Below are 26406 nucleotides of genomic sequence, written 5' to 3'. Positions count from 1 at the left end.
TTCGACAACGCCAGCCTGAGGCCGGCATGACCGTTTCAGGTCACGTCGTGGATTTGCGCTTGAACACGCGCTGCACCACCACGAAGAACAGCGGCACGAAGAACACACCGAGCACGGTGCCGACGATCATGCCGCCGAGCACGCCGGTGCCGATCGCCTGCTTGGCGCCGGAACCGGCACCGGTGGAGATCGCCAGCGGTACCACGCCCATGCCGAAGGCCAGCGAGGTCATCACGATCGGACGCAGGCGGTCGCGCACGGCATGCATGATCGATTCGATCAGGCCTGCGCCCTTCTCCAGGTTCTCCTTGGCGAACTCCACGATCAGGATCGCGTTCTTGCTGGTCAGGCCCACCGTGGTCAGCATCGCCACCTGGAAGTAGATATCGCGTTCCAGGCCCTTGAAGGTATTGGCCAGCACCGCGCCGAGGATGCCCAGCGGGGCCGCCAGCAGCACTGCGGTCGGCACGCTCCAGCTTTCGTACATCGCGGCCAGGCACAGGAATACGATCATCAGCGAGAGCGTGTACAGCAGTGGCGTCTGCGAGCCAGCCTGGCGCTCCTGGTACGACATCGCCGTCCATTCGATGCCGAAGCCCGCCGGCAGCTGCTTGGCCAGCTGTTCGATCTCGGCCATGGCATCACCGGAGGCGACACCCGGGGCCGGTTCGCCCTGGATTTCCATGGCCGACACACCGTTGTAGCGTTCCAGGCGCGGCGAACCGTAATCCCAGTGCTTGGTAGCGAAGGCACTGAACGGCACCATTTCACCCTTGTCGTTCTTCACGGACCAGAGATCGAAGTCCTCCGGCACCATGCGGAAAGGCTGGTCGGCCTGCACGAACACACGCTTGACGCGGCCACGATCGACGAAGTCGTCGATGTACGAGCTGCCCCACGCGGCGGCCAGCGTGCCGTTGATCTGGTCGATCGACAGCCCCAGCGAGGTCGCCTTGGCCGCGTCGATGTCGATGCGGAACTGCGGCGTGTCCTCCTGGCCGTTCGGGCGCACGTTGGCCAGCTTCTTGCTGCCGGCGGCGAGGCCGAGCAGCTGGTTGCGCGCGGCCACCAGCGCCTCGTGGCCCTGGCCGCTGTTGTCCTTCAGGAAGAAGGTATAGCCCGAGGCAGTGCCCAGTTCCGGGATGGCCGGCGGCGGGAAGGCGAAGATGAAGGCATCCTTGATCTGGCCCAGGGCCGCCATCGCGCGTCCGGTGATCGGCATCACACCATTGTTGGCGTCACGCTCGCTCCAGTCCTTCAGCTTGACGAATGCCATGCCGGCGTTCTGGCCCATGCCGGCGAAGCTGAAGCCCTGCACCGAGAACACCGAGTCCACCGCATCCTTCTCGTTCTGCAGGAAGTGGTTTTCCAGCGCCGCGATCGATTCCAGCGTACGTTCCTGGGTGGCACCCACCGGCGCCTGCACCAGCGCCATCAACACGCCCTGGTCTTCGTTGGGCAGGAATGAGCTGGGCAGGCGCACGAACAACACGCCCATCAGCACGAACAGCGCCGCCACGATGCCCATGAAGCGCCACGGGCGATGGATGATGCCGCGCACGCCACGCTGGTAGCTTTCGCTGGTGCGGTCGAATCCACGGTTGAAGCCATTGAAGAAGCGACCGGCCAGGCCGCGGTGGGCGACGTGGTGCTCACCTTTCTTCAGCGGCTTGAGCATGGTCGCGCACAGCGCCGGGGTCAGCACGATCGCGACCAGCACCGACAATGCCATCGCCGAGACGATCGTGGCCGAGAACTGGCGGTAGATCACGCCGGTGGAGCCACTCATGAAGGCCATCGGCACGAACACCGCCGACAGCACCAGGCCGATGCCCACCAGCGCGCCGGTGATCTGGCCCATCGACTTGCGGGTCGCCTCGAGCGGCGACAGTCCTTCCTCGGACATGATGCGCTCGACGTTCTCCACCACCACGATGGCATCGTCCACCAGCAGGCCGATCGCAAGCACCATCGCGAACATGGTCAGCATGTTCACCGAGAAGCCGAGCATGGCCAGCACGCCGAAGGTACCCAGCAGCACCACCGGCACGGCGATGGTCGGGATCAGGGTGGCGCGGAAGTTCTGCAGGAACAGGTACATCACCACGAACACCAGCACGATCGCTTCGATCAGGGTCTGCACCACGCCCTTGATCGACACGCGCACGAACGGGGTGGTGTCGTACGGGACCTCCGCCTTCAGCCCGGCCGGGAAGAAGCTCTTCATGTCTTCCAGCGCGGCATTCACACCGGCGGCGGTATCCAGCGCGTTGGCGCCGGTGGCCAGGGTCACCGCCAGGCCGCTGGCCGGCTGGCCGTTGTAGCGGGTGACGAAGTCGTAGGACTCGGCACCCAGCTCGACGCGGGCGACATCCCCCAGGCGCAGCTCGGCACCGTCCTGCGCACCGCGCACGATGATGTTGCGGAACTGTTCCGGGGTCTGCAGGCGCGACTGCGCGTTGATGGTGGCGTTGAGCTGCTGGCCCTTGATCGACGGTGCACCGCCAAGCTGGCCGATGGCCACCTGCGCGTTCTGTGCCTTGATCGCTGCGGTCACTTCCGCAACCGACAGGCCATAGGTATGCAGCTTGTTCGGATCCAGCCAGATGCGCATGGCGTACTTGCCACCGAACACCTGGATGTTGCCCACGCCCGGCACGCGGCTCAGGCGATCGACGACATTGGAACCGACGTAGTCGGCGATGTCGTTGGCATCCATGCTGCCGTTCTCGGACACGAACGCGATGACGTTCAGGAAGCCCGAGCTGGACTTGGCCACGTTGATGCCCTGCCGCTGCACTTCCTGCGGCAGCAGCGGCATGGCCAGCTGCAGCTTGTTCTGCACCTGCACCTGGGCGATGTCCGGGTTGGTGCCGCTCTCGAAGGTCAGGGTGATGGTGGCCTGGCCGTTGGACGAGCTGTTGGAGGAGAAGTAGATCAGACCATCAAGGCCCTTCATGTTCTGCTCGATGATCTGCGTCACCGAGTCCTCGACCACCTTGGCCGATGCACCCGGGTAGGTGGCGCTGATTTCCACCGCCGGTGGTGCGACGTTGGGGTACATCGAGACCGGCAGCTTGAACAGGGCCAGGCCGCCGGCGAGCATGATGATGATGGCGATCACCCACGCGAAGATGGGTCGATCGATGAAAAAGCGTGCCATGGGGTTCTCCGCTTACTTCGCGTCGCCGGCCGGGGCGGCAGGCTGGGCGGCCGCTGCCGGCTTGGCCGGAGCAGCGCCCTTCTCGGTGGCCTTGACCGGCATGCCGGGGCCGATCTTCTGCAGGCCTTCGACGATGACCTTGTCGCCGGCCTTCAGACCGTCCTCGACCAGCCACTTGTCGCCGACCGTGCGGCTGACCTTGACCGGGCGCACTTCGACCTTGTTGTCCTTGCCGACCACCATCGCGGTGGTGTCGCCCTTCGGATCGCGGGCGATGCCCTGCATCGGTACCAGCACCGCATCGCTGCGCACGCCGCCGCCGATCACCGCACGCACGTAGGTGCCCGGCATCAGCAGGCCATCGGGGTTGTCCACCTTCACGCGCAGGCCGAAGCTGCCGGTGGCTGGATCGACGCTCACTTCAGAGAACTCCAGCGTGCCCTTGTGCTCGAAGGTGCTGCCGTCTTCCATCAGGATGCTGACCGGCAGCGTCTGGTTGTCCTGCAGGCGGCCGGCAGCCAGTTCGCGGCGCAGCTGCAGCAGCTCGGCCGAGGACTGGGTCAGGTCGACGTAGATCGGGTCCAGCTGCTGCACGGTGGCCAGTGCATTGGCCTGGCCGGCGCTGACCAGCGCACCCTGGGTAACGCTGGACTTGCCGATGCGGCCGCTGATCGGCGCGGTGATGCGGGCATAGCCGAGGGTCACGTTGGCCGCGTCCAGCGAGGCCCTGGCGGCACCGACATCGGCCTCGGCCTGCTTCTGCGCGGCCACGGCGTTTTCCAGGTCCTGCTGGCTGACCGCGTCGACCTTGGCCAGCTCGGTGATGCGCTTGGCGCTCAGGCGCGCGGCGTTGGCCGTGGCTTCGGCGCGGGCCAGCTGGGCGCGGGCGCTGTTGGCCTGGGCGCGGTAGCTGGCGTCCTCGATCTGGTAGAGCGGCTCGCCGGCCTTGACCATGCCGCCTTCGGTGAACAGGCGCTTGGCAACGATGCCGTTGACCTGCGGGCGCACCTCGGCCACCAGGAAGGCGTTGGTACGGCCCGGCAGTTCGCGGGTCAGGCCCACGGTCTCGGACTTCAGCGTGACCACGGTGACGTCACCCGGGCCCTGCTCGGGGGCCTGGGGTTGGCCGCCGCAGGCAGCCACGGCTGCGGCGATGGCCAGCGACAGTGCAAAGGGTCGGATTCGGCTCAGCAACATGACGGAAAGGCTCTTGAAGGAAAGGATCTCAGCCGGCGCTGATACGGCGGGCCCTTCGACCGGTAAAGGTGAAGACCGTGAGAACAGCGCCCACCCGGGTGGAGCGGGAGCCGGACCGGCCTGCCACGCACACGACGGGAATGATGGGAGCGAAATATACATACATGCTTGTTTGTTTGTAAACCGGTACAATTCAGCCACGTTTCACCCGCACTCGTACCTACATGGCCCGCAAGACCAAAGAGGACACCCAGGCAACCCGGGAAGGCATCCTTGACGCCGCCGAAGCCTGCTTCCATGAACACGGCGTGGCCCGTACCACGCTGGAGATGATCGGCGCCCGCGCCGGCTATACCCGTGGCGCGGTCTACTGGCACTTCAAGAACAAGAGCGAGGTGCTGGCCGCGATCGTCGAACGGGTGCACCTGCCCTTCATGCAGGAACTGGAGCGCACCTCGACCGACCAGCGCGACACCCCCGTGCACGACCTGCGCGCGGTGATGATCCACTCCTTCATCGAGCTGTCCGAAGACGAGCGCCTGCGCAAGACCATGGAGATCATGCTGCGCAGCGATGCCTCGGCCGACACCAGGGTGCTGACCGAAATGCAGCAGGCCGGATTCCGCGATGCGCTGGACCGGATGGAGCGTGCCCTGCGCCGCGCCCGCGATCTGGGCCAGCTGCGCGAAGGCGCCGACCCCAAGATCGCCGCGCGCATGCTGCATGCCACCGTGCTGGGCGTGCTGCACGGGGCGATGGTCGAACCGGACCTGATGGACCTCAAGCGCGACGGCATGCTCGCACTGGACATGACCCTGGCCGCCTACGTGAAGGACGGCGTGTTCGCGCCGGGCACTGTGCCCGAGCCGCTGCCCGAAGCGTGAGTGGCGCTGCTGCCGCCACCGCCGCGCCCATCTGAGGACAGCCCCGTGATCCTGGACAACGTGGTATGGGGCTTCATCGGCTGTGGCAGCGTCACCGAGAAGAAGAGCGGCCCCGCCCTGGCCAGCACACCCGGCTCACGGGTGGCAGCGGTCATGCGCCGCAATGCGGCATTGGCCGAGGATTATGCGCGGCGCCACGCGATTCCGCGCTGGTACGCCGACGCCGACGCACTCATCGCCGATCCCGAAGTGAACGCGGTCTACGTCGCAACGCCGCCCTCGACGCACATGCAGTACGCGCTGCAGGCGATCGCCGCGGGCAAGCCGGTCTACATCGAAAAGCCGATGGCCATGGACCACGACGAGTGCCAGCGCATCATCGCGGCCAGCGCCCGCAGCGGCGTGCCCGTTTTCGTGGCCTACTACCGCCGTGCCCTGCCCCGCTTCGCACAGGTGAAGCAGCTGCTGGACAACGGCGCGATCGGAACGCCGCGCAGCGTGCGCGCCACCCTGCATCGGCCGCATTCGGCGAATGCCGCATCGCTCGACTTCTGGCGGACCAATCCGTCGATCGCCGGCGGCGGGCTGTTCGTCGATCTGGGCTCGCATACCCTGGACCTGCTCGACCATCTGCTGGGGCCGCTGAGCGACGTGCGTGGCCTGGCCAGTTCGCTGACCGGCGCCTACGCCGCCGAGGACAGTGTCTCGATGTGCTTCCGTACCGGCAGCGGGGCGCACGGCATCGCGCAATGGAGCTTCTGCGCGTTCCGGCGCCAGGATGAGGTCGAGATCACCGGCGACCGCGGGCAGCTGCGCTTTGCCACCTTCGAGGACGTTCCAGTGGTTCTGGAGACCGAAGCGGGCATGCAGGCATTCGACGTCCCGAACCCGCCATCGGTCCAGCAGCCATTGATCGCCTCCCTCGTGGACGAGCTGCGCGGCAACGGCCGTTCGCCCTCGACCGGCATCAGCGCCGCCCGCACCAGTGCGGTGATCGACCAGGTGCTGCGGGACTACCGCACCCGGCAATCGCGCTGACCGCACAAGAAAATGGCCGCCCTGCGGCGGCCCTTTCTGTTGCAGCGGGCGGGGTCAGAGCCCTCGCTGGGGCGAGGGATCCGACCCCAACGGGCATTACAGGATGTAGCGGCTCAGGTCCGGGTCCTGCACCAGCTCACCCAGGTGCTTGTCGACGTAGGCGCTGTCGATCGCCAGGCTTTCGCCATCGCGGTCCGGTGCCTCGTAGCTGAGCGAATCCAGCAGGCGCTCCAGCACCGTATGCAGGCGACGGGCACCGATGTTCTCCTGGCGCTCGTTCACCTGGAAGGCGATTTCGGCCAGGCGCTCGATGGCGTCGGCGGTGAAGCTGACCTTGACGCCCTCGGTAGCCAGCAGCGCCTCGTACTGCTTGGTCAGCGCGGCCTTCGGCTCGGTCAGGATGCGCACGAAATCACCCTTGCTCAGCGCACCCAGTTCAACGCGGATCGGGAAGCGACCCTGCAGCTCCGGAATCAGATCGCTGGGCTTGGCCAGGTGGAACGCACCGGATGCAATGAACAGGATGTGGTCGGTCTTGATCGTGCCGTACTTGGTGGACACGTTGGAGCCTTCCACCAGCGGCAGCAGGTCGCGCTGCACGCCTTCGCGGGAGACATCGCCGCCGCCCACGTTATCGCCACGCTTGGCGACCTTGTCGATCTCGTCGATGAAGACGATGCCGTGCTGCTCGCAGGCCTCGATCGCCGCAGTGCGGATATCGTCCTCGTTGACCAGCTTGCCGGCCTCTTCCTCGATCAGCAGCGGTCGCGCGGCCTTGATGGTCAGCGTGCGCTTGTGCGCCTTCGCGCCGCCGCCAAGGTTGGCGAACATCGACTTCAGCTGCTGGCCCATTTCCTCCATGCCCGGCGGGGTCATGATGTCCATGCTGACATTGGCGGCCAGGTCGAGTTCGATCTCGCGCTCGTCCAGCTCACCGTTGCGCAGCATCTTGCGGAACTTGATGCGGGTCTCGTTGTCCTGCGCCGACGGTTCGTTGCGGGCGACTTCCGGATCGAAGCCGATGCCACCGCTGCGGCGCGGCAGCAGCGCATCGAGGATGCGGTCTTCGGCGCGTTCCTCGGCCTGGGTACGCACGCGCACCTTGGCCTGTTCGCGGTACAGCTTCACTGCGGTATCGGCCAGGTCGCGGATGATCTGCTCGACGTCCTTGCCGACGTAGCCGACTTCGGTGAAGCGGGTGGCTTCGACCTTCACGAACGGCGCGTTGGCCAGCGTGGCCAGGCGACGCGCGATCTCGGTCTTGCCGACGCCGGTCGGGCCGATCATCAGGATGTTCTTCGGCATCACTTCATTGCGCAGCTCAGGCACCAGCTGCATGCGGCGCCAGCGGTTGCGCAGGGCGATGGCCACGGCGCGCTTGGCGTCGTGCTGGCCCACGATATGCCGGTCCAGTTCCTGCACGATCTCGCGCGGGGTCATGGTGGCGGAGGAAACTTCGATCTTCGACATGGATGTGCTCACGAATTCGTTGTCGGTCGTGCCGGCCGCTGGCCGGCAACCAGGCACGCGTGTGGGGGGCATGAGGTTGCCGACCAGCAGCCGGCGCGACCCTCAGAGTTCCTCGACCACCACGTTGCGGTTGGTGTAGATGCAGATATCGCCGGCAATGCCGATCGCTTCGCTGGCGATGGTGCGCGCATCCAGTTCGGTGTGTGCCATCAACGCGCGTGCAGCCGACAGCGCATAGGAACCACCCGAGCCGATGGCGATGATGCCGTCCTCCGGTTCGATCACATCGCCGGTGCCGCTGATGATCAGCGAGGTTTCCTTGTCGGCCACGGCCAACAGGGCTTCAAGCTTCCCGAGGCGGCGCTCGGTGCGCCAATCCTTGGCCAGTTCGACCGCAGCACGCTGCAACTGGCCGTGCTTTTCCAGCTTGGCCTCGAACAGCTCGAACAGGGTGAAGGCATCGGCGGCGGCACCGGCAAAGCCGGCCAACACCTGGCCATCACGACCGAGGCGGCGCACCTTGCGCGCATTGCCCTTCATCACGGTGTGGCCCAGCGTGACCTGGCCGTCGCCGGCAATGGCCACGTGCTCGCCGCGACGGACGCAGACGATGGTGGTGGCGTGGAAAACGTTGGGGTTCTGACTGGGGTCCATGATGCCTCCGGGGTGACAGAACCAGAGGTGGGGACTGCCCTGCGCCCTTCAAGCCACCCGCGACCGGCTGCCGCACGGGCGACGTTCAGCTTTCTCCCCTGCCCTCGCTGCTGCTTCGACGCTTCGCGCGCGGATGCGCCGCGTCGTAGACCTTGGCCAGGTGCTGGAAATCCAGGTGGGTGTAGATCTGGGTGGTGGCGATGTCGGCATGGCCCAGCAGCTCCTGCACGCCGCGCAGATCACCGGATGATTCCAGGATATGGCTGGCGAAACTGTGCCGCAGCATGTGCGGGTGCACGTGCTTGAACAGGCCCTGGCGCTGCGCCAGCTGGCGGATGCGGATCTGCACCGCGCGTTGGCTGATCGGTCCGTTGCGGCCGGGAAATACCGGCGAGGCCGGACCACCGCCACTTTCGGCGCGCCACGCCTGCAGCGCTTCGCGCGCCGGCCGGCCGAACGGCACGCGGCGCTGCCGATTGCCCTTGCCCAGCACGTTGACCAGCCCGCTGTCGAAATCCAGATCGCGCCAGGTCAGCGCGCAGACTTCGCTCAGGCGCAGGCCGGAAGAATAAAAAAGTTCCAGCAGCGCGCGGTCACGGCGGCCAAGTTCACCTTCCGGCTCCAGCTCGACCAGCTGCACGGCCTCATCGGCGTCGAGGACCTGAGGCAACCGGCGCGGCGCGCGCGGCGCCTTCAGCGTTGCTGCAGGACTGACCTCGATGCGGCCGTGCTTGAGCAGCCAGGCATAGAAGCTGCGGCAGGCGGACAAGCGGCGCTGCAGGCTCTTGGCCGACAGGCCACGGCGGTGCTCATCGGCGACGAACTGGCGCAGCGCGTCGGCATCGAGTGCCTCCACCGCAACACCGCGCGGCTCGGCCCAGACCGACAGCGCGTCCAGGTCACGGCGGTAGGCATCGAGCGTATGCGCCGACATCCGCCGCTCCACCTGCAGATGCTGCAGGAAGGCCTGTACCGCGCTCATCGTCGTGTCCTGCTCAGCCCGGGAAGCGCTTCAGGCCGGTGACCAGGGCATCGCCCATCATGCGCAGGAACAGCGTGCCCATGCCCGGATAGAAACGGTTCGGATCGTGGCTGCCCACCGCAATCAGGCCCACGCCCGGCAACGGCAGCAGCGCGGTGGTCTGCACTTCCTCGCTGCGCACGCCATACAGCACGGCATTCTTTTCCGGCTGCAGGCGGCCGCAGATCGGCTCGCCGTCCTTCAGGCAGTCGCGGAACGGGCCCAGCTGCGGATCATCGGCGGCGATCACCTGCAACCAGTCGGCCTGTTCCAGCCCGGCCACCGGCGTGTGCACCACCAATCGCACCAGGTCGCCGGCGAAATCTTCCTGCAGCGAGGCCGCCATCGCACGCAGGGTGTCGGCGGCGTTGTCCTGCTTCATCAACGCCAGGGTCAGCTGGTGCGTGCGCACCGCCAGGCGTTCGTTGACCTGGGCAGTCGCGCCCAGGTCGGCCAACCGTCGTGCCAGCTCGCGGTTCTTCTCGCGCAGCACCTCCAGCTGGTAGCTGGCCAGCGACGCGGTCGGGCCGTCGTCACGCGGCACCACCAGGGTCAGGGCCAGGTCCGGGAACTGCTTGAGGAAGCCGGGATGTCGCCGCAACCAGGCAGCGACTTCGTGGGCCCCGAGCTTGTCGACGGTTTCGGTCATGCCATCCACTCCCCTTCGAAGACGAATGCAGTCGGGCCGGCCATCACCACAGGCTGGCCATCGCCCGGCCACTGGATGCGCAGGTCACCGCCGGGCAGGCTGATGCGTGCATCACGCTGCAGGCGGCCGCGCTGCATCAGGGTCACCGCAGCGGCGCAGGCGCCACTGCCGCAGGCCAGGGTTTCGCCGACGCCGCGTTCATTCACACGCAGGCGTGCATGCGCCGGGCCCATCACCTGGGCGAAGCCCACGTTCACCGAGCGCGGGAACGAGGCATGCTGCTGCAGCAGCGCACCGACGCGCTCGACCGGTGCAGCATCGATCAGGCCCACTTCGATCACCGCATGCGGGTTGCCCATCGACACCGCAGCGAAACGCACGCTTTCGCCCTGCAGCGGCAGCAGGTATTCCTCGCGCGCGTGGGCGAAACCCACCAGCGGCACGTTGGCCGGCTCGAACGCCGGCACGCCCATGGTCACCGCGAACTGGCCATCGCCCAGCACTTCCACCTCATGGCTGGCCAGCGGGCTGTCGATGACGAAGCGGTCGCCCTGCGCACTGCCTTCGCGCACCAGCCAGGCGGCGATGCAGCGCGCGCCATTGCCGCACTGTTCGGAATTGGAGCCGTCGGCATTCCAGATGCGGTACGACGCCACCGAGCCTTCCGCGCGCGGCGGTTCGATGGTCAGGATCTGATCGCAGCCGACGCCGGTGTGGCGGTCGGCCAGCTGCGCGGCCAGTTCAGGCGTGGGCGGCGCGGTGCCGTCACGCAGGTCGATCACTACGAAATCATTGCCCGCGCCATGCATCTTGCTGAAGCGCAGGGCCTTGGAACCGGCCTTACTCATTCCCGCCGCCCACCTTCTTCGCAGGCGCAGGCGCCGGTTGCGTGGTCGGTGCAGCCGGCTCCACGGTCGTGGCCGGGGTGCCACTGCCTTCGGTCTGCGCCGGGGTCGCTTCGGTAGCGGGCTCGGCAACAGGTTCGACGGTTTCTTCCACCGGCACCGGCTTCTGCGGCAGTACCAGCGGGCCCTTGTTGCCGCAGGCGGCGAGGAACAGCAGCGAAGCCGCTGCCAGCGGAATCAGGATGGCGTTTCGATGGGGGATCTTCATGCCCCGAGTATAGCCATTGGCGGCTGAGCGGTTGGTAGAGTCGACTGTGAGTCGACTGCTCCTGCAACGGCCGTGAAAAACCCGCGCTGCGCGCGATAGTCGACTGACAGTCGACTCTACCCCCCTGACCGCCCCACGGGCCGCCCCGGGGCGGGCCATGTTCAGCCTTCCGGCGGTGGCAACGGCCGGGTCCACAGCCAGATCGCCACCACGGTCATGCTGCCGATCGAGAACCACTTCACCCAGGCAATCGGCACGCACCAGAGCATGATGCCGGCGCATACCGCCATGGTGATCGTGGCCATCCACTTGCCGTAGCGGCTGACCGCCCCGTGTGCCTGCCAGTTGGCGATGGCCGGGCCGAAGCGCGGGTGCTGCAGCAGCCAGTGGTGCAGGCGCTCGGAACCGCGCGAGGCGGCCCACGCCGAAATCAGGATGAATACGGTGGTCGGCAGGCCCGGCACGAAGATGCCGACGATGCCGGTGCCCAGGCTGACATAGGCCAGCAGCCACCACGCCCAGCGGAAGCGCACCACGCGCGGTGGCGTGGCGGTATCGCGGGGTGCAGGGGGTTCGGGCTGGCTCATGGCCGCAAGGATACCGGTTCAGGGTGCCAGGCAGTGCCCGGCACCCTGTCGCGATCACGGCTGGGCGATGCCCAGCTGCTGCAGCACGAATGCGTACGACTCGGACAGCTCGCGGTAACGCTGGAAGCGCCCCGACTTGCCGCCGTGGCCGGCTTCCATGTTGGTGCGGAACAGGATCGGGTAGTGGCCGGTGTTGTCGTCACGCAGCTTGGCCACCCACTTGGCCGGTTCCCAGTACTGCACCTGCGAATCCCACAGGCCGGTGCCCACGAACAGCGCCGGATAGGCCTGCTTGCTGACGTTGTCGTAGGGCGAGTAGGACAGCATGTAGTCGTAGAACTGCTTCTGCTCCGGGTTGCCCCACTCGTCGTACTCGTTGGTGGTCAACGGAATGGTCGGGTCGAGCATGGTAGTCACCACGTCGACGAACGGCACCTGGGCCACCATCACGCGGTAGTCCTGCGGCGCCTGGTTGGCCACCGCGCCCATCAGCAGGCCACCGGCACTGCCTCCGGATGCCGCCACGCGGTCCTTCGCCGCCCAGCCCTGCGCCACCAGGCCACGGGTGACGTCGATGAAGTCGTTGAAGGTGTTCTGCTTGTGCAGCAGCTTGCCGTTCTCGTACCAGTCGCGGCCCATTTCCTGGCCACCGCGGATGTGGGCGATGGCATACACCACGCCACGGTCGAGCAGGCTCACCGCGGTCTGGTTGAAGTACGGGTCCATCGACATGCCGTAGCTGCCATAGGCGTACTGGAACAACGCGCCCTTGCCATCCTTCTGGTAGCCCTTGCGGTAGACCAGCGACACCGGCACCTTCACGCCATCGCGCGCGGTGATCCAGACGCGGTCGGTTTCGTACTTCGACGCGTCATAGCCGATCACCGGCTGCACCTTCAGCTGGCGGCGCTCACCGGTGGCGGTGTTCAGTTCGAACACGGTGGTGGGGGTGGTCATCGAGGTGTAGACGTAGCGCAACCAGGGCGTATCGGCCTCGGTGTTGTCGCCCAGGCCCATCGAGTACGCCGGCTCGTCGGCCTTCACGTAGTCGCTGCGGCCATCCTTGAACAGCAGGCGGATGCGTTCCAGGCCCTCGGAGCGTTCGGCGATGGCGGTGTAGCCATCGAACAGTTCGAAGCCTTCGATGAACACCGCATCGTCGTGCGCGATCCAGTCCTTCCACTGCGCACGCGAGGTCGCATCGGTCGGTGCGGTGACCAGCTTGAAGTTCTTCGCACCGTCATTGGTGCGGATCACCCAGCGGCCATCGTAGTGGTCGGCGTCGTACTCGACATCGCGCTGGCGCGGCGCCAGCACGGTGAAGTGGGTCGGGTCGCTGGCCGGCGCGTAACGCTCTTCCGAGGACACGGTGCTGTGCACGCCGATGGTGATGAAGCGATCGTCGCGGGTGCGGCCGATGCCCATGTAGAAGCTGTCGTCCTTCTCTTCGTAGACGATGGTGTCGGCGCTGGCCGGGGTGCCCAGCACGTGCTTCTTCACGCGCACGGTCAGCAACGTTTCCGGATCGTTCTCGACGTACAGCACGGTGCGGTTGTCGTCGGCCCAGACCAGGTCGCCCGAGCTGCCGGTGATCACATCGGGCAGCACCTTGCCGGTGGCCAGGTCCTTGAAGCGGATGGTGTACTGGCGGCGGCCGACATCATCATCGGCCCAGGCCAGCAGCTGGTTGTCCTGGCTGACTTCCATCGAGCCGACGCTGAAATAGCCCTTGCCGGCAGCCATCGTGTTGACGTCCAGCAGGATTTCCTCGGCGGCCTCCATGCTGCCCTTGCGGCGCGCATGGATCGGGTAGTCCTGGCCGGTCTCGAAGCGGCTGTAGTACCAGTAGCCGCGATCACGCGCCGGCACGCTGGAATCGTCCTGCTTGATGCGGCCGACGATCTCCTTGTACAGGGTGTCCTCCAGCGGCTTCAGCGGCGCCAGCAGCTGGTCGGCATAGGCATTCTCGGCCTGCAGGTAGGCCAGCATGTCCTTGTTCCCGCGCTTGTCGTCGCGCAGCCAGTAATAGTCATCGTTGCGGGTCGCGCCGAACGGCGCCTTGACCACATGCGGATGCTTGGCGGCATCCGGCGGAACGGGCGGAGTGGCGGCGGTGGCAGTGGTGGTCATCAGGCTGGCAAGAAACAGGCAGAGGGTGGATTTCATGAGATAGGGCTCCTTGAGGGGCAATGCAATGGCGTCCTTGCGCCCGAGTCTGGGTTGCGGAAGGACGGTGGGCAACCCTGCGGAACGTCATGGTGGCCATGCCTGTCGGTAGTGCCGGCCGCTGGCCGGCACCCTCACGGCCTGCGGGTGGGTCGGTTGCCGGCCAGCGGTCGGCACTGCCAGAGCGCGTGACCCCGGTGCGCGGCGTACCATGGGCTGCATGAGTACCCTGCCCCATACGCCGGGCTACAGCCGGCGCAGCCATGAAATCGCTCCGTTCCACGTGATGTCCCTGCTGGCCCGCGCGCAGGCGCTGGAACAGGCCGGCCACGACGTGATCCACCTGGAAATCGGCGAACCGGACTTCACCACCGCCGAACCGATCGTGCGTGCCGGCCAGGCCGCATTGGCCGCCGGCCATACCCGCTACACCGCCGCACGTGGCCTGCCCGCCCTGCGCCAGGCGATCAGCGGCTTCTACCGCAGCCACTACGGGCTGGACATCGACCCCGAACGCATCCTGGTCACCCCCGGCGGCTCCGGTGCGCTGCTGCTGGCCAGCAGCCTGCTGGTCGATCCCGGCCGCCACTGGCTGCTGGCCGACCCGGGTTATCCGTGCAACCGCCACTTCCTGCGCCTCGTTGAAGGCGGCGCACAGCTGGTGCCGGTCGGCCCGGACACTGCCTACCAGCTCACACCGTCGCTGGTGGAACAGCATTGGAATGCCGACAGCGTCGGCGCGCTGGTTGCCTCACCGGCCAACCCGACCGGCACCGTGCTCTCCGCCGACGAACTGGCCGCCCTGTCGAAGACCCTGCACGCGCGCGGTGGTCACCTGGTGGTGGACGAGATCTACCACGGCCTCACCTATGGCCTGGATGCACCCAGCGTGCTGCAGGTGGATGACAGCGCATTCGTGCTGAACAGCTTCTCCAAATACTTCGGCATGACCGGTTGGCGGCTGGGCTGGCTGGTGGCACCGCCAGCAGCCGTGCCGGACCTGGAGAAACTCGCGCAGAACCTGTACATCAGCGCGTCGAGCATCGCCCAGCATGCCGCGCTCGCCTGCTTCAGCGCGGAGTCGATGGCGATCTTCGAGCAGCGTCGCGAAGCGTTCCGCCAGCGCCGCGACTTCCTGCTGCCCGCGCTGCGCGAGCTGGGCTTCCGCATCGAAGTCGAGCCGCAGGGTGCGTTCTACCTGTACGCCGATGTCAGCGCATTCACCGATGACGCACAGGCGTTCTGCGCCCATTTCCTGGAAACCGAGCACGTGGCATTCACGCCCGGGCTGGATTTCGGCTTCCATCGCGCCAACCAGCACGTGCGCCTGGCCTATACCCAGGAAGTGCCGCGGTTGCAGGAGGCGGTGGCACGGATCGCGCGTGGGTTGCAGCGTTGGCAGGGATCACGTTGACGGTAGTGCCGGCCGCTGGCCGGCAACCCGGGAATGCGTGAATGATGCGGTTGCCGGCCAGCGGCCGGCACTACCGGATAAAGAAAAACGCCGCCCCGGGGGCGGCGTTTTCCGTTCTGCCTGTCTGCTTACTTACCGCCCAACCGCTCCCACAGGAAGCTGTAGGCCAGCGCCGACATGTGTGCGGCCTGCGCATTGTTGGCTGCACCGCCGTGGCCACCTTCGATGTTCTCGTAGTAGGTCACGTCCTTGCCGGCGTCGATCATCTTCGCCGCCATCTTGCGGGCGTGGCCCGGGTGCACGCGGTCATCGCGGGTGGAGGTGGTGAACAGCACCGGCGGGTACTTCTTCTTCGCGTCGAACAGGTGGTACGGCGAGAAGGTCTTGATGAACGCCCAGTCGCTGGTATCCGGGTTGCCGTACTCGGCCATCCACGAGGCACCGGCCAGCAGGTGGCTGTAGCGCTTCATGTCCAGCAGCGGCACCTGCACCACCACCGCACCGAACAGTTCCGGGTACTGGGTCAGCATGTTGCCGGTCAGCAGGCCACCGTTGCTGCCGCCCTGCACGCCCAGGTGACTGGCGCTGGTGATCTTGCGCTTGACCAGATCGCGTGCCACCGCGGCCATGTCTTCATAGGCCTTGTGGCGGTTCTGCTTCAGCGCCGCCTGGTGCCAGCGTGGGCCGTATTCGCCGCCGCCACGGATGTTGGCAACCACGTACACGCCGCCCTTCTCCAGCCAGGCGCGGCCCATGCCACCGGAGTAGCCCGGGGTCAGCGAGATCTCGAAACCACCGTAACCGTACAGCAGGGTCGGGTTGGAACCGTCCAGCTTCATCGCCTTGTCGTGCACCACGAAGTACGGCACGCGGGTGCCGTCCTTGCTGGTGGCGAAGTGCTGCTCGATCACCTTGCCCTTGGCATCGAAGAAGGCCGGCATGGTCTTCAGCGTTTCCGGGGCCTGCCCGATCTCGGCCAGCGCCAGGGTGGTCGGGGTCAGGTAGTCGGTGGCGGTCAGCCACACCGCGTCGCTGTCGTTGCTGTCGACCGCAGCCACGCCCAGCGTGCCGAAGGCCGGCGCGCCGACGAAGCGGCTGGTCTGCCAGCCATTGGCGCCCGGGGTCAGCACCGACAGGCGGTTCTTGACGTCATCCAGCACGTTCAGCACCAGGTGGCTCTTGGTCCAGGTGGCGCTGGCCAGCGAGGTGGTCGCGGTCGGGGTGAACAGCACGTCGAACTCACGCTTGCCGGCCAGGAAGTCATCCAGCCTGGTCGCCAGCAGAGAACCGGACGCATAGGTCTTGCCACCCACGGTCCACGGATCACGCAGCTCCAGGGTCAGCCACTGCTTGTGCAGGCCCTTCTCGGCCGAGTTCGGCGCATCGATCTTGGTCAGCGTGCCATCGTCGCCACGCAGGTAGATCTCGTTGTTGTAGAACGCCAGCGTGCGGCTGACAAGGTTGCGCTCGAAGCCCGGGGTGTCATCGTGCATCGCCGCGATGTACATGTCTTCCGGCTTGCCTTCATACACTACGCTGGCGGAGGCCATCGGCGTACCACGCTTCCACAGCTTGGCCACGCGCGGGTAGCCGGAGGTGGTCATCGAGCCGGCACCGAAGTCGGTGTAGACGAATACGGTGTCGCGATCGATCCAGTTCAGGCCGCCCTTCGACTCCGGACGGAAGAAGCCGTCCTTGATCCAGGTCTTGTTGGCCAGGTCGAACTCGCGGGTCACGTCGGCGTCGGCACCACCGCGCGACAGCGCGATCAGGCAGCGGCTGTAATCCGGGCGCAGGCAGTCGGCGCCGTGCCAGACCCAGTTCTCGCCCTCGGCCTTGTTCAGGGCATCGAGGTCAAGCACGGTCTCCCACTGCGGCGAGGCCTTGCGGTACTCGGCCAGCGTGGTGCGGCGCCACAGGCCACGCTCGTGCTGCTGGTCCTTCCAGAAGTTGTAATAGTAGTCGCCGATCTTCTGCACGGCGGGAATCTTGGCATCGGAGTCGAGCACCTCGCGGATGCTGGTCTCCATCTGCCTGAAGGCCGGGGTCTGCGCCAGGCGCGCCTCGGACTTGGCGTTCTGTTCCTTGACCCAGGACAGCGGCTTGTCGCCGGTGACGTCCTCCAGCCAGGCGTAGCGATCGGTGTCTTCAGCAGCCACGGCGGTCCCCACCGAGGCAGCGGTCATCATGCCAGCCAGCAGGCAGGCGGAAGCGAGTCGAGACATTGCAGCTCCAGGCAGTCATAAGCCGTGGAACGCTAGCATGGATCGCTGCAGCCGCCCCCGTGTCGAAGGTCAGGCCGTGGCCGTAGCGCGGCGGCGACGGCGGGGCGTCCCGGCGGTGCGACGATGTGCCTGTCCACCGGTGCGACGGGCCAGCCGCAGCCACGACAGGCGCGGCACAGGGAAGCGCAGCAGCGCCCACCAGGCCACCAGCGGCATGCCCACCAGCCACATCGGCAGCCAGCCCAGCCAGGCGTTGCTGCCGCGCGCGGCTGGCCAGACCAGTACCAGCGCCAGGCCGGCCAGGGCCACCTGCTGCACGCTGCGCAGCAGGCGCGGATCGGCGCGTTCAATGATGACGCGTTCAGTTGCAGGGCGGCGGACGGAACGTGCGTTCATGGGGCTTCTCCGGTGGACAATGCAACACAGCTTGGGCAAGGCCCTTCTCACAGGTTGCGACACCATTGACGGATCGCGCACGCTCAGTCGACCATGCTCAGGCAAAGCCCTTCTGAGCCCGCTCCCGCATGACTTCGATCCGCCCGCTCTGCGCCATGCTGTTGGCCCTGTCCCTGGCGGGCCCCGCCGTGGCCGCCAGTGAGCCGCCATCGCCCCGCGCCAGCACCCCGCGCGCGACCGACCCGGATGCGCCGATCGACCTGAAGCGCTTCATGGGCACTTGGTACGTGATCGGCCGCGTGCCGAACTTCATCGAACGTGGCCATGTGGCCAGCGTCAACGACTACGAACTGCGCGACGAGCACAAGGTCGGCATCACCTACCGCTACCGTGATGGCTTCGGCGAACCGCTGCAGGAAGTGCGTGCCCGCGCCAGCGTCGACCCGGACAGCGGCAACCACGGCTGGCGCACCTGGTTCTACCGCGTCGTGCCTACCCATTCGCGGGTGCTGGAAGTGGCACCGGATTACTCGTGGGCACTGATCGGTTACCCGGGCCGCGAGATGGCCTGGATCTTCTCGCGTACGCCGGACATGGACAAAGCCCTGTACAAGGAGCTGGCCGAACGCCTGCGTGACGAGTACGGGGTGAACACCGACAAGCTCAAGCGCGTGCCGCAGCACCCGGAGCAGGTCGGGAAGCTGGGTTACGAAGTACCGAACGTGCGTTGACCGCACGTGGGATTGCCGGCCAGCGGCCGGCACTACCCGAACGAGATGCCGGGCGCCGCCCGGCATTCTGTTATCTGCGGCTGTAATGCGCGACCAGGCGGTCGCCAAGCATCTGCAGCAGCTGCACCAGGATCAGCAGCAGGACCACGGTGACCAGCGCCACGTCGGTGTGCGAGCGCTGGTAGCCGTCGCGGAAGGCCAGGTCGCCAAGGCCACCGGAGCCGATCGCACCGCCCATCGCGGTGAAGCCGATCAGCGCGACGGTGGTGACCGTTGCGCCAGCGATCAGGCCCGGGCGCGCTTCCGGCAGCAGCACGCGGGTGACCAGCTGCCAGGTGGTGGCTCCCATCGCCTGGGTCGCTTCGATCACGCCACGGTCCACTTCGCGCAGTGCGGTCTCGACCAGGCGCGCGTAGAACGGCGCGGCACCGATGACCAGCGGCACGATCGCACCGCGTACACCCAGCGACGTCCCCATCAGGAACAGGGTGACCGGGATCAGCACGATCATCAGGATGATGAAGGGCACTGAACGCAGCAGGTTCACCACCAGCGCCAGCACGCCGTACGCAAATGGCCGGCGCTTCATCTGCGGTGCGCCGAACAGGTACAGCAGCACGCCCAGCGGCAGGCCGATGGCCAGGGTCAGCGGCAGCGAACCGAGCAGCATCAGCAGGGTGTCGATGGTGGCCTGGCCGATGTCGGCCCACTTGCCCGCGTCCAGGTGGCGGAAGAATCCGCCGGCAGTAGCGATGATCATCGACGCAGCTCCTCAACATGCACGCCGGCGGCCACGAACGCGGCCTGCGCGGCGGACTGGTCGCCGCCCACCAGGGCGACCACCAGCTGGCCATACGGGGTGTCCTTGATCCGGTCGATGCGGCCGGACAGGATGTTGTAGTCGACCCCGGTCTCGCGCGCGACGCGGCCGAGCAGGGGTTCGTAGGTGTCGCCACCGAGGAAGGTCAGGCGCACGATGCGGCCACCGACGGCATCGAAATCGCGGTGCAGCGTGCCCTCGTCCACATGCTCCGATTCGCTGACGAAACGGCGCGTGGTCGGGTGCTGCGGGTGCAGGAACACCCGGGTGACCGGACCGGTTTCGACCATCTGGCCGGCATCGAGCACCGCAACGCGGTCGCAGACACGGCGGATCACGTCCATCTCGTGGGTGATCAGCACGATGGTCAGGCCCAGCTCGCGATTGATCTTCGACAGCAGCGACAGCACCGAAGCGGTGGTCTGCGGGTCGAGCGCACTGGTGGCCTCGTCGCACAGCAGGATCTGCGGACGGGTCGCCAGCGCGCGGGCGATGCCGACGCGCTGTTTCTGGCCACCGGACAGCTGCGCCGGATACTTCTGCGCATGCGCTTCGAGGCCCACGGTCTGCAGCAGCTCGGCCACGCGCGCGTCGATCTCCGTCTTCGGCGTGCCGGCCAGTTCCAGCGGAAAGGCGACATTGCCGGCCACCGTGCGCGAGGACAGCAGGTTGAAGTGCTGGAAGATCATGCCGATGCGCCGGCGCAGCGCGCGCAGGCCGTCCGCGTCCAGCGCGGTGACATCCTCACCGCCGATCAGCAGCCGGCCACCACTGGGTTCTTCCAGGCGGTTGATCATGCGGATCAGGGTCGACTTGCCGGCGCCGGAATGGCCGATGATGCCGAACACCTCACCGGCCTCGATGGTCAGGTCCAACGGTTGCAGAGCGCTGACTTCGCGGCCGGCAACGGCATAGGATTTGTGCAGGCGCTGGAACTCGATCACGGGCGTGGCTCACCGGCTGGGTGACGGAAGGGGGCGTGCAGCCTACCAGCGCAGGCGGTCGCGCGCCCGCGCCATGGCCCAGAATGTTATTCCTTTTGGTTCTAAGAAACTGTCCCCGGTAGTGCCGGCCGCTGGCCGGCACCTGCAGCGGTCCCTCCGGCGCAAGGGGTTGCCGGCCAGCGGCCGGCACTACCCCCGGGCTCAGGGATGATCCAGCGGCTTCGGCGGTTCCTGCCGGTTTACCCGCTCGCGATGCAGCAGGTACAGCCCCGAGGCGACGATGATCGCCGCGCCCACCCACGTATAGCCGTCCGGCAGCTGGCCCCAGAAGGCCAGATCCCAGCCGATCACCCAGACCAGGCCGCTGTACTCCAGCGGCGCGATCATCGAGGCCTCGCCCAGCTGGAAGGCCTTGGTCAGGGCAATCTGGCCCAGCGCCCCGGCCAGGCCCATGCCGGCAATCAAAGGCGCGTGTGCCAGCTGCAGCGGTACCCAGCCGGGAATGGCGAGCAGGCCGGCGCCGATGGCCATGATCACCAGGAACCACACCACCATCGACTGCGAGGTATCGGTGCGGGTCAGCAGGCTGACCGTGATCGCCGCCACGGCATAGGCCGTTGCCGCCGCCAGCACCATCAGGCCGGGCACCGAGATGAAGCCATCCACGCCCGGCCGCAGCACCACCAGCACGCCCACCAGGCCAATGCCGATGGCGACCCAGCGCCGCGGCCCGACCCGCTCGCCCAGCAACGGCACCGACAGCGCGGCGATCAGCAGCGGGGCAACGAAGTAGATGGTGTAGGCGGTGGACAGCGGCAGGTCGCGCAGGGCGAACACGAAGCAGCCGATCATCGCCATGCCCAACGCGCCACGCAGCAGGTGCAGGCCCCAGCGCCGCGGCACCAGCGAACGTGGGCCGGCACTGACCAGCACCCACACCAGCACGAACGGCAACGAGGCCGCACCACGCAGGAAAGTCACTTCCAGGGTGGGATAGCTGGCCGACAGCTGCTTCATGCCAGCGTCCATCAGCGAGAAACAGGCGACCGCAGCGACCATCCAGGCCACCGCACGCGAAGGGGAGCGTTGCACGTTCATGGCCCATTATCGCCGACCGCACCGGATTGTAGGGCGGCCGCCGAGCATGGGCTCGGCCCTACACAAAGCGGGCACGCGGGCCGGCACGATAGAATGATCGCCACTGAAACCTGCGGAGCACCGCCCATGCCTTCCTTCGACGTCGTGTCCGAAGTCGACACCCACGAGCTGACCAACGCCATCGACCAGGCCAACCGCGAACTGGCCACCCGCTTCGACTTCAAGGGCGTGGACGCAAAGTTCGAGCGCGACGGCGATGTCATCAATCAGTTCGCGCCGACCGAATTCCAGCTCAAGCAGATGAACGACATACTGCGTGCTCGCCTGGCCGCGCGCGGCATCGACGTGCTCAGCCTGGAGTTCGGCGACATCGAGACCAACCTGGCCCAGGCCCGGCAGAAGATCACCGTCAAGCAGGGCATCGAGCAGAAGATCGCCAAGAAGATCGCGGCGGCCCTGAAGGACGCCAAGCTGAAGGTGGAAAGCCAGATCAACGGCGACAAGCTGCGCGTGCAGGGCAAGAAGCGCGATGACCTGCAGGACGCCATCGCCGTGCTCAAGGCCGGCAAGTTCGAGCTGCCGCTGCAGTTCAACAATTTCCGCGACTGAGCCACCTGCCGGGAATCCCCCGGCGCTGCCAGCCGCAGGTACGACGGCGCGTTGCCAGCGACGCGCCTACAATGTCGGCCCCGCCAGCCGACGTGCCCGCCATGACCGATTCCGACCTGCCCACCGATGACCCGATCGCCGCGACCCGCCTGTGGCTGGAGCGCATCGTCATCGGCCTGAACCTGTGCCCGTTCGCCAAGGCGGTATACGTGAAGGACCAGGTCCGCATCGTGCTCAGCGATGCGACCACGACAGAAGCGCTGGTTGAACAGCTGGCCGAGGAGCTGGTGCTGCTGCGCGACACGCCGGCCGAGCAGATCGACACGACGCTGATCGTACATCCGCAGGTGCTGAGCGATTTCCTCGACTACAACGACTTCCTCGACAACGCCGATGCGGCGATCGAGGCACTGGACCTGCAGGGGATCCTGCAGGTGGCCAGCTTCCATCCGGATTACCAGTTCGAGGGCGTGGCCGCCGACGACGCCAGCAACTACACCAACCGCGCGCCCTTCCCCACCCTGCACCTGCTGCGCGAAGACAGCGTGGCGCGCGCGGTGGATGTGTATCCGGACCCGGACGTGATCGTCGAGCGCAACATCCAGACCCTGGACCGCATCGGCGTGGACGGCTGGCATCGTCGCCTGCGCGGCGAAGACCTGACGTGAGCACGGTGCCGCCGATTGCCGCATGGCCGGCCGCGCCACTGTCGGGAAAGGTGGTGCTGGTCACCGGCGGCGCCAACGGCATCGGTCGCGGTATTGCCCAGGCCGTGCTCGGTGCCGGCGGACGCGTGCTGATCGGCGACCTCGACAGGGAGGCCGGCCAGGCCTGCCTGGACGAATGGCAGCGCGGTGAGGATGCCGCGTTCCAGCGTTTGGACATCACCGACGAAGCCAGCGTGCGCGACTTCATCGCCGAGGCGCTGCAGCGTTTCGGCCACATCGACGGGCTGGTCAACAATGCCGGCATCGCCGGGCCGCACGGCACGCGGCTGCAGGACATGGACTGGCACGAATGGCAACGCCGGCTGTCGTCGCTGCATGGCGCCTTCCTGTGCAGCAAGCACGCGCTGCCGGCGCTGACGGACAGTGCTGCGGGCGCGATCATCAACATCGCCTCCACCCGCGCCTGGCAATCCGAAGCGCACAGCGAGGCCTATGCGGCGGCCAAGGGTGGCCTGGTGGCCTTCACCCATGCGCTGGCGATCAGCGCCGGCCCGGCGGTGCGGGTGAACAGCATCAGCCCCGGCTGGGTCGGTACCACTGCGTGGCAGGCACCCTCACGGCGCCATGAACCAGAGTACTCGGCCATCGACCACGCACAGCATCCGGTCGGCCGGGTCGGCCGCCCTGAAGATATCGGTGCACTGGCGGTGTACCTGCTGTCGTCGCTGTCCGGTTTCAGCACCGGCCAGGACTTCATCGTCGACGGCGGCATGACCCGGAAGATGATCTACGCCGAATGACCGGTCTTCGGTAGTGCCGGCCGCTGGCCGGCATTCCGGCAGACCCACGCCATGCGTGGATGGCGGTGAAGTGCCAACCAGGGTTGGCACCCACCACAACGGTTTACGCCATGCCCGAGTGGCGCAGCAGCGCGTCGATCTGCGGCGCGCGCCCACGGAAGGCCTTGAAGTTCTCCGCCGCCGGGCGGCTGCCACCGCGCGACAGGATCTCATCGCGGAAGCGTGCACCGGTCTCGGCCAGTGCCTGCGGCGCTTCCTCGAACGCCGCATAGGCGTCGGCACTGAGCACTTCAGCCCACTTGTAGCTGTAGTAACCGGCCGCGTAGCCGCCAGCAAAGATGTGGCTGAACTGGTGCGGGAAGCGATTCCAGACCGGCGGGTGATTCACCGCCACTTCCGCGCGCACGCGATCAAGCAGCGCCAGCACGCTGTCCTGCGCCGGTTCGAACTGGCTGTGCAACAGCATGTCGAACAGGCCGAACTCCAGCTGGCGCACCGTGGCCATGCCGCTGTGGAAGTTGCGCGCGGCCAGCATGCGCTCGTACAGCCCGCGCGGCAGCGGTTCGCCCGTGTCCACGTGCGCGGTCATGGCCTGCAGGTGCTCCCACTCCCAGCAGAAGTTCTCCATGAACTGGCTGGGCAGTTCCACTGCATCCCATTCCACGCCATTGATGCCGGCCACGCCCAGCTCACCGATGCGGGTCAGCAGCTGGTGCAGGCCATGGCCCATCTCATGGAACAGCGTGGTCACTTCGTTGTGGCTGAAGGTCGCCGGCTTGCCGTTGGCACCGCGGCCGAAGTTGCACACCAGGTAGACCAGCGGCGTCTGTACGCTGCCGTCCGCGCGCACGCGACGGTTGCGGCAATCGTCCATCCACGCGCCACCACGCTTGCCCTCGCGCGCATACAGGTCCAGATAGAACTGGCCGACCAGCGCGCCCTGCGCATCGACCAGACGGAAGAAGCGCACGTCGTCATGCCACACCGGTGCGCTGTCCTCCTGCACGCGCAGGCCGTACAGCTGCTCGATCACCGAGAACAGGCCGCCAAGCACCTTCGGTTCGGTGAAGTACTGCTTCACTTCCTGTTCGGAATAGCTGTAACGGGCCTGCTTCAGGCGGTCGGCGGCGAACGCCAGGTCCCAGGCCTGCAGGCTGTCGATGCCCAGCTGCTCGCGTGCGAACTGCTCCAGGTCGGCCCGGTCCCTGGCCGCGAACGGCTTGGCGCGCGCGGCCAGGTCACGCAGGAAACCCAGCACTTCGGCCGGGTCCTGCGCCATCTTGGTCGCTACCGAATAATCGCCATACGAATCGAAGCCGAGCAGCGCGGCCAGTTCAGCGCGCAGGGCGAGGATCCGATCGATGTTGCCGCTGTTGTCCAGGGACTCATCGCCGAATTCGGACGCACGCTGTGCGCTGGCGCGGTACAGGATCTCGCGCAGGTCGCGGTCCTCGCCCCAGGTCTGCACCGGCAGGTAGCACGGCATCTGCAGGGTCAGTTTCCAGCCGGCCTTGCCGTCCTTCTGTGCTGCGGCATGCGCGGCGGCCTTCACGTCTTCCGGCAGGCCCTTCAGCCGCGCTTCGTCCTCGATGATCAGCGACCAGGCATCGGTAGCGTCGAGCACGTTCTGCGAGAACTTCGCCGACAGGGCCGACAGTTCTTCCTTGATCGCCGCGAAGCGCTGCTGCGCCTCCGGCGCCAGCTCGGCACCACCGAGGCGGAAATCGCGCAGGGTGTTGTCCAGCACCTTGCGCTGGGCCGCGTCGAATCGCGCCGCCTCGGCACTGGCGGCCAGCGTCTGGTACTGCCGGTACAACGCCAGGTTCTGGCCCAGCGCGCTGGCGAAGCGGGTCACCCGCGGCAGGTTGCTGTTGTAGGCCTCACGCAGTTCCGGGGTGTTGACCACGCCCTGCAGGTGGCCGACCAGACCCCAGGCGCGCCATAGGCGCTCGGTGGCGTCATCCAGCGGGGCAACGAAGGTCTGCCAGGTGACCGGCTGCACCTGCTCGGCGGCGCTGACGGCGGCTTCGGCCTCGGCCAGCAGCACGTCCAGCGCCGGCGCCACCTGCTCGGGGCGGATGGCCTCGAAGCGCGGCAGGCCGGAAAAATCGAGCAGGGGGTTGGCAACGGTCACGGCAGATCTCCAGGGTACGGGCCCGGCAGGCGGGCAGCATGCAGGATATGGCGCTGGCAGGCGGGGCTGACAAGGGGGCACGGCCCGGCATTCACGTCGGCCTTACGGTCGCGCACCGAAGCTCTGGCTGCGGGGGAGTCCGCAGCGGTACGCACCGAACGAGGCCCTACATGGAAGGTCTGGCTGCAGTTGCATCCGCCTCACCGGCCCGGTCACTGGCATTGTCCGCCAGCCCGGCCGAACTGACCTGGATCGCCGCATTGTGCGATGCCGGCGACGATGCCCAGCGTCACCTGCATCAACTGCAGGCAGTGCTGCAGCAGGGCGGCACGTTCAACGACGCCCAGGAGTGGTACCCGTTCGAGGTGATCGAACGCGGCGCCAGCCAACTGCGGCTGGGCCATGAGCGCGAGTTCGTGATCTGCGTGCTGCTGTGGCTGCAGGCGCTGGCCCAGGGCCGAGCGAGCATCCTGGACCCGAGCCTGCATCTGGATGATCGCGCGATGGACATCGAGGCCTTGCCCGATGCACTGCGCGACGCGGTGCTGGACGCGTTCACTGCAGCGGGATATTGAGCCGCCCCGGCGACCGGGTAGAGTCGACTGTTAGTCGACTTTCGCGCGCA

24 protein-coding genes are annotated in these 26406 nt (G+C 67.0%); 8 read left to right on the top strand and 16 right to left on the bottom strand.

The features are described from left to right. Positions 1-40: 40 nt before the first annotated feature. Together smeE and smeD are read right to left on the bottom strand one after the other, a co-directional pair. Positions 41-3163: a multidrug efflux RND transporter permease subunit SmeE gene (gene smeE / locus AC5P5S_RS06955; protein ID WP_005411088.1), complete on the bottom strand. Its 3123-nt coding sequence runs from the start codon at positions 3161-3163 to the stop codon at positions 41-43. 12 nt (positions 3164-3175) lie between these two features. Then, positions 3176-4360 carry a multidrug efflux RND transporter periplasmic adaptor subunit SmeD gene (gene smeD / locus AC5P5S_RS06950; RefSeq protein ID WP_005411089.1) on the bottom strand — a complete coding sequence of 395 codons (1185 nt, stop codon included), beginning with the start codon at positions 4358-4360 and terminating at the stop codon, positions 3176-3178. Between the two features lie 224 nt (positions 4361-4584). On the opposite strand from smeD, the gene smeT reads away from it, so the two are divergent. Together smeT and AC5P5S_RS06940 are read left to right on the top strand one after the other, a co-directional pair. Continuing rightward, the gene (gene smeT / locus AC5P5S_RS06945; protein WP_005414519.1) at positions 4585-5244 is read left to right on the top strand and encodes an efflux transporter SmeDEF transcriptional repressor SmeT; all 660 of its coding nucleotides are present in this window, start codon (positions 4585-4587) and stop codon (positions 5242-5244) included. A gap of 45 nt (positions 5245-5289) precedes the next feature. Beyond that, positions 5290-6282 carry a Gfo/Idh/MocA family protein gene (locus AC5P5S_RS06940; protein ID WP_231336640.1) on the top strand — a complete coding sequence of 331 codons (993 nt, stop codon included), beginning with the start codon at positions 5290-5292 and terminating at the stop codon, positions 6280-6282. A 96-nt stretch (positions 6283-6378) separates the two neighbouring features. Here AC5P5S_RS06940 and hslU read toward each other — a convergent pair whose 3' ends face one another. From hslU to AC5P5S_RS06900, 8 genes are all read right to left on the bottom strand, one after another. Then, entirely contained in the window at positions 6379-7752 is a 1374-nt protein-coding gene (gene hslU, locus AC5P5S_RS06935; protein WP_005414521.1) for an ATP-dependent protease ATPase subunit HslU, read from the bottom strand. 102 nt (positions 7753-7854) lie between these two features. Then, a complete protein-coding gene (gene hslV / locus AC5P5S_RS06930) occupies positions 7855-8406 on the bottom strand; it encodes an ATP-dependent protease subunit HslV (protein WP_005411093.1) in 552 nt (183 codons plus the stop codon). A gap of 85 nt (positions 8407-8491) precedes the next feature. Continuing rightward, positions 8492-9388 (bottom strand): tyrosine recombinase XerC, encoded by an 897-nt coding sequence (gene xerC / locus AC5P5S_RS06925; RefSeq protein ID WP_060380317.1) that lies wholly within the window; start codon positions 9386-9388, stop codon positions 8492-8494. Between the two features lie 13 nt (positions 9389-9401). Continuing rightward, entirely contained in the window at positions 9402-10076 is a 675-nt protein-coding gene (locus AC5P5S_RS06920; protein WP_012481301.1) for a DUF484 family protein, read from the bottom strand. After that, positions 10073-10924, bottom strand: coding sequence for a diaminopimelate epimerase (gene dapF / locus AC5P5S_RS06915; protein ID WP_005414522.1), 852 nt, complete (start codon positions 10922-10924; stop codon positions 10073-10075). The genes AC5P5S_RS06920 and dapF overlap by 4 nt, the downstream gene beginning before the upstream one ends. Beyond that, the gene (gene lptM, locus AC5P5S_RS06910) at positions 10917-11189 is read right to left on the bottom strand and encodes an LPS translocon maturation chaperone LptM (protein ID WP_005411097.1); all 273 of its coding nucleotides are present in this window, start codon (positions 11187-11189) and stop codon (positions 10917-10919) included. Before lptM ends, dapF begins: the two co-directional genes overlap by 8 nt. A 161-nt stretch (positions 11190-11350) precedes the next feature. After that, the gene (locus AC5P5S_RS06905) at positions 11351-11776 is read right to left on the bottom strand and encodes a YbaN family protein (protein WP_062605599.1); all 426 of its coding nucleotides are present in this window, start codon (positions 11774-11776) and stop codon (positions 11351-11353) included. 54 nt (positions 11777-11830) lie between these two features. Beyond that, complete coding sequence (locus tag AC5P5S_RS06900) at positions 11831-13942, bottom strand: S9 family peptidase (RefSeq protein ID WP_062605597.1); 2112 nt, start codon at positions 13940-13942, stop codon at positions 11831-11833. Between the two features lie 220 nt (positions 13943-14162). On the opposite strand from AC5P5S_RS06900, the gene AC5P5S_RS06895 reads away from it, so the two are divergent. Continuing rightward, on the top strand, positions 14163-15356 hold the full coding sequence (locus AC5P5S_RS06895; RefSeq protein ID WP_171039730.1) for a pyridoxal phosphate-dependent aminotransferase: 1194 nt from the start codon (positions 14163-14165) through the stop codon (positions 15354-15356). A 128-nt stretch (positions 15357-15484) separates the two neighbouring features. Here the strand turns inward: AC5P5S_RS06895 and AC5P5S_RS06890 are convergent, their stop codons facing one another. Both AC5P5S_RS06890 and AC5P5S_RS06885 read right to left on the bottom strand, forming a co-directional pair. Next, positions 15485-17581 (bottom strand): prolyl oligopeptidase family serine peptidase, encoded by a 2097-nt coding sequence (locus AC5P5S_RS06890; protein ID WP_049419040.1) that lies wholly within the window; start codon positions 17579-17581, stop codon positions 15485-15487. 69 nt (positions 17582-17650) lie between these two features. Continuing rightward, positions 17651-17977, bottom strand: a complete 327-nt coding sequence (locus tag AC5P5S_RS06885; RefSeq protein WP_024957062.1) for a hypothetical protein — start codon at positions 17975-17977, stop codon at positions 17651-17653. A 128-nt stretch (positions 17978-18105) separates the two neighbouring features. Between AC5P5S_RS06885 and AC5P5S_RS06880 the strand changes: the two genes are divergently transcribed. Next, on the top strand, positions 18106-18708 hold the full coding sequence (locus AC5P5S_RS06880; protein WP_005411103.1) for a lipocalin family protein: 603 nt from the start codon (positions 18106-18108) through the stop codon (positions 18706-18708). 70 nt (positions 18709-18778) lie between these two features. On the opposite strand, the gene AC5P5S_RS06875 is transcribed toward AC5P5S_RS06880, so the two are convergent. The 3 genes from AC5P5S_RS06875 to AC5P5S_RS06865 form a co-directional block, all read right to left on the bottom strand. Next, the gene (locus AC5P5S_RS06875) at positions 18779-19468 is read right to left on the bottom strand and encodes a methionine ABC transporter permease (protein ID WP_005411104.1); all 690 of its coding nucleotides are present in this window, start codon (positions 19466-19468) and stop codon (positions 18779-18781) included. Next, positions 19465-20472, bottom strand: coding sequence for a methionine ABC transporter ATP-binding protein (locus AC5P5S_RS06870; protein WP_005411105.1), 1008 nt, complete (start codon positions 20470-20472; stop codon positions 19465-19467). The genes AC5P5S_RS06875 and AC5P5S_RS06870 overlap by 4 nt, the downstream gene beginning before the upstream one ends. Positions 20473-20673: 201 nt before the next feature. Beyond that, complete coding sequence (locus tag AC5P5S_RS06865) at positions 20674-21570, bottom strand: DMT family transporter (RefSeq protein ID WP_005411106.1); 897 nt, start codon at positions 21568-21570, stop codon at positions 20674-20676. Between the two features lie 126 nt (positions 21571-21696). Between AC5P5S_RS06865 and AC5P5S_RS06860 the strand changes: the two genes are divergently transcribed. From AC5P5S_RS06860 to AC5P5S_RS06850, 3 genes are all read left to right on the top strand, one after another. Next, positions 21697-22179 (top strand): YajQ family cyclic di-GMP-binding protein, encoded by a 483-nt coding sequence (locus tag AC5P5S_RS06860; RefSeq protein ID WP_005411107.1) that lies wholly within the window; start codon positions 21697-21699, stop codon positions 22177-22179. 101 nt (positions 22180-22280) lie between these two features. Then, positions 22281-22847, top strand: coding sequence for a DUF1415 domain-containing protein (locus tag AC5P5S_RS06855; protein WP_062605852.1), 567 nt, complete (start codon positions 22281-22283; stop codon positions 22845-22847). Beyond that, positions 22844-23647 carry an SDR family oxidoreductase gene (locus tag AC5P5S_RS06850; RefSeq protein WP_012481308.1) on the top strand — a complete coding sequence of 268 codons (804 nt, stop codon included), beginning with the start codon at positions 22844-22846 and terminating at the stop codon, positions 23645-23647. The genes AC5P5S_RS06855 and AC5P5S_RS06850 overlap by 4 nt, the downstream gene beginning before the upstream one ends. A gap of 103 nt (positions 23648-23750) precedes the next feature. Here AC5P5S_RS06850 and AC5P5S_RS06845 read toward each other — a convergent pair whose 3' ends face one another. Then, entirely contained in the window at positions 23751-25781 is a 2031-nt protein-coding gene (locus tag AC5P5S_RS06845) for a M3 family metallopeptidase (protein WP_044570889.1), read from the bottom strand. 170 nt (positions 25782-25951) lie between these two features. Here AC5P5S_RS06845 and AC5P5S_RS06840 point away from each other — a divergent pair, with 170 nt between their 5' ends. Further along, complete coding sequence (locus AC5P5S_RS06840) at positions 25952-26356, top strand: hypothetical protein (RefSeq protein WP_044570892.1); 405 nt, start codon at positions 25952-25954, stop codon at positions 26354-26356. Positions 26357-26406 lie beyond the last annotated feature (50 nt).

This window comes from Stenotrophomonas sp. YJH_SMC_54, assembly GCF_059368435.1.
The sequence above is the reverse complement of the archived record's forward strand: the minus strand, read 5'-3'. Positions and strand labels throughout refer to the sequence as shown.

Bases quoted from the DNA above. Each gene is read 5' to 3' on its own strand.
- smeE (WP_005411088.1), bottom strand. From the start codon at position 3,163: ATGGCACGCTTTTTCATCGATCGACCCATCTTCGCGTGGGTGATCGCC.
- smeD (WP_005411089.1), bottom strand. From the start codon at position 4,360: ATGTTGCTGAGCCGAATCCGACCCTTTGCACTGTCGCTGGCCATCGCC.
- smeT (WP_005414519.1), top strand. From the start codon at position 4,585: ATGGCCCGCAAGACCAAAGAGGACACCCAGGCAACCCGGGAAGGCATC.
- hslU (WP_005414521.1), bottom strand. From the start codon at position 7,752: ATGTCGAAGATCGAAGTTTCCTCCGCCACCATGACCCCGCGCGAGATC.
- hslV (WP_005411093.1), bottom strand. From the start codon at position 8,406: ATGGACCCCAGTCAGAACCCCAACGTTTTCCACGCCACCACCATCGTC.
- xerC (WP_060380317.1), bottom strand. From the start codon at position 9,388: ATGAGCGCGGTACAGGCCTTCCTGCAGCATCTGCAGGTGGAGCGGCGG.
- AC5P5S_RS06920 (WP_012481301.1), bottom strand. From the start codon at position 10,076: ATGACCGAAACCGTCGACAAGCTCGGGGCCCACGAAGTCGCTGCCTGG.
- dapF (WP_005414522.1), bottom strand. From the start codon at position 10,924: ATGAGTAAGGCCGGTTCCAAGGCCCTGCGCTTCAGCAAGATGCATGGC.
- lptM (WP_005411097.1), bottom strand. From the start codon at position 11,189: ATGAAGATCCCCCATCGAAACGCCATCCTGATTCCGCTGGCAGCGGCT.
- AC5P5S_RS06905 (WP_062605599.1), bottom strand. From the start codon at position 11,776: ATGAGCCAGCCCGAACCCCCTGCACCCCGCGATACCGCCACGCCACCG.
- AC5P5S_RS06900 (WP_062605597.1), bottom strand. From the start codon at position 13,942: ATGAAATCCACCCTCTGCCTGTTTCTTGCCAGCCTGATGACCACCACT.
- AC5P5S_RS06895 (WP_171039730.1), top strand. From the start codon at position 14,163: ATGAGTACCCTGCCCCATACGCCGGGCTACAGCCGGCGCAGCCATGAA.
- AC5P5S_RS06890 (WP_049419040.1), bottom strand. From the start codon at position 17,581: ATGTCTCGACTCGCTTCCGCCTGCCTGCTGGCTGGCATGATGACCGCT.
- AC5P5S_RS06885 (WP_024957062.1), bottom strand. From the start codon at position 17,977: ATGAACGCACGTTCCGTCCGCCGCCCTGCAACTGAACGCGTCATCATT.
- AC5P5S_RS06880 (WP_005411103.1), top strand. From the start codon at position 18,106: ATGACTTCGATCCGCCCGCTCTGCGCCATGCTGTTGGCCCTGTCCCTG.
- AC5P5S_RS06875 (WP_005411104.1), bottom strand. From the start codon at position 19,468: ATGATCATCGCTACTGCCGGCGGATTCTTCCGCCACCTGGACGCGGGC.
- AC5P5S_RS06865 (WP_005411106.1), bottom strand. From the start codon at position 21,570: ATGAACGTGCAACGCTCCCCTTCGCGTGCGGTGGCCTGGATGGTCGCT.
- AC5P5S_RS06860 (WP_005411107.1), top strand. From the start codon at position 21,697: ATGCCTTCCTTCGACGTCGTGTCCGAAGTCGACACCCACGAGCTGACC.
- AC5P5S_RS06855 (WP_062605852.1), top strand. From the start codon at position 22,281: ATGACCGATTCCGACCTGCCCACCGATGACCCGATCGCCGCGACCCGC.
- AC5P5S_RS06840 (WP_044570892.1), top strand. From the start codon at position 25,952: ATGGAAGGTCTGGCTGCAGTTGCATCCGCCTCACCGGCCCGGTCACTG.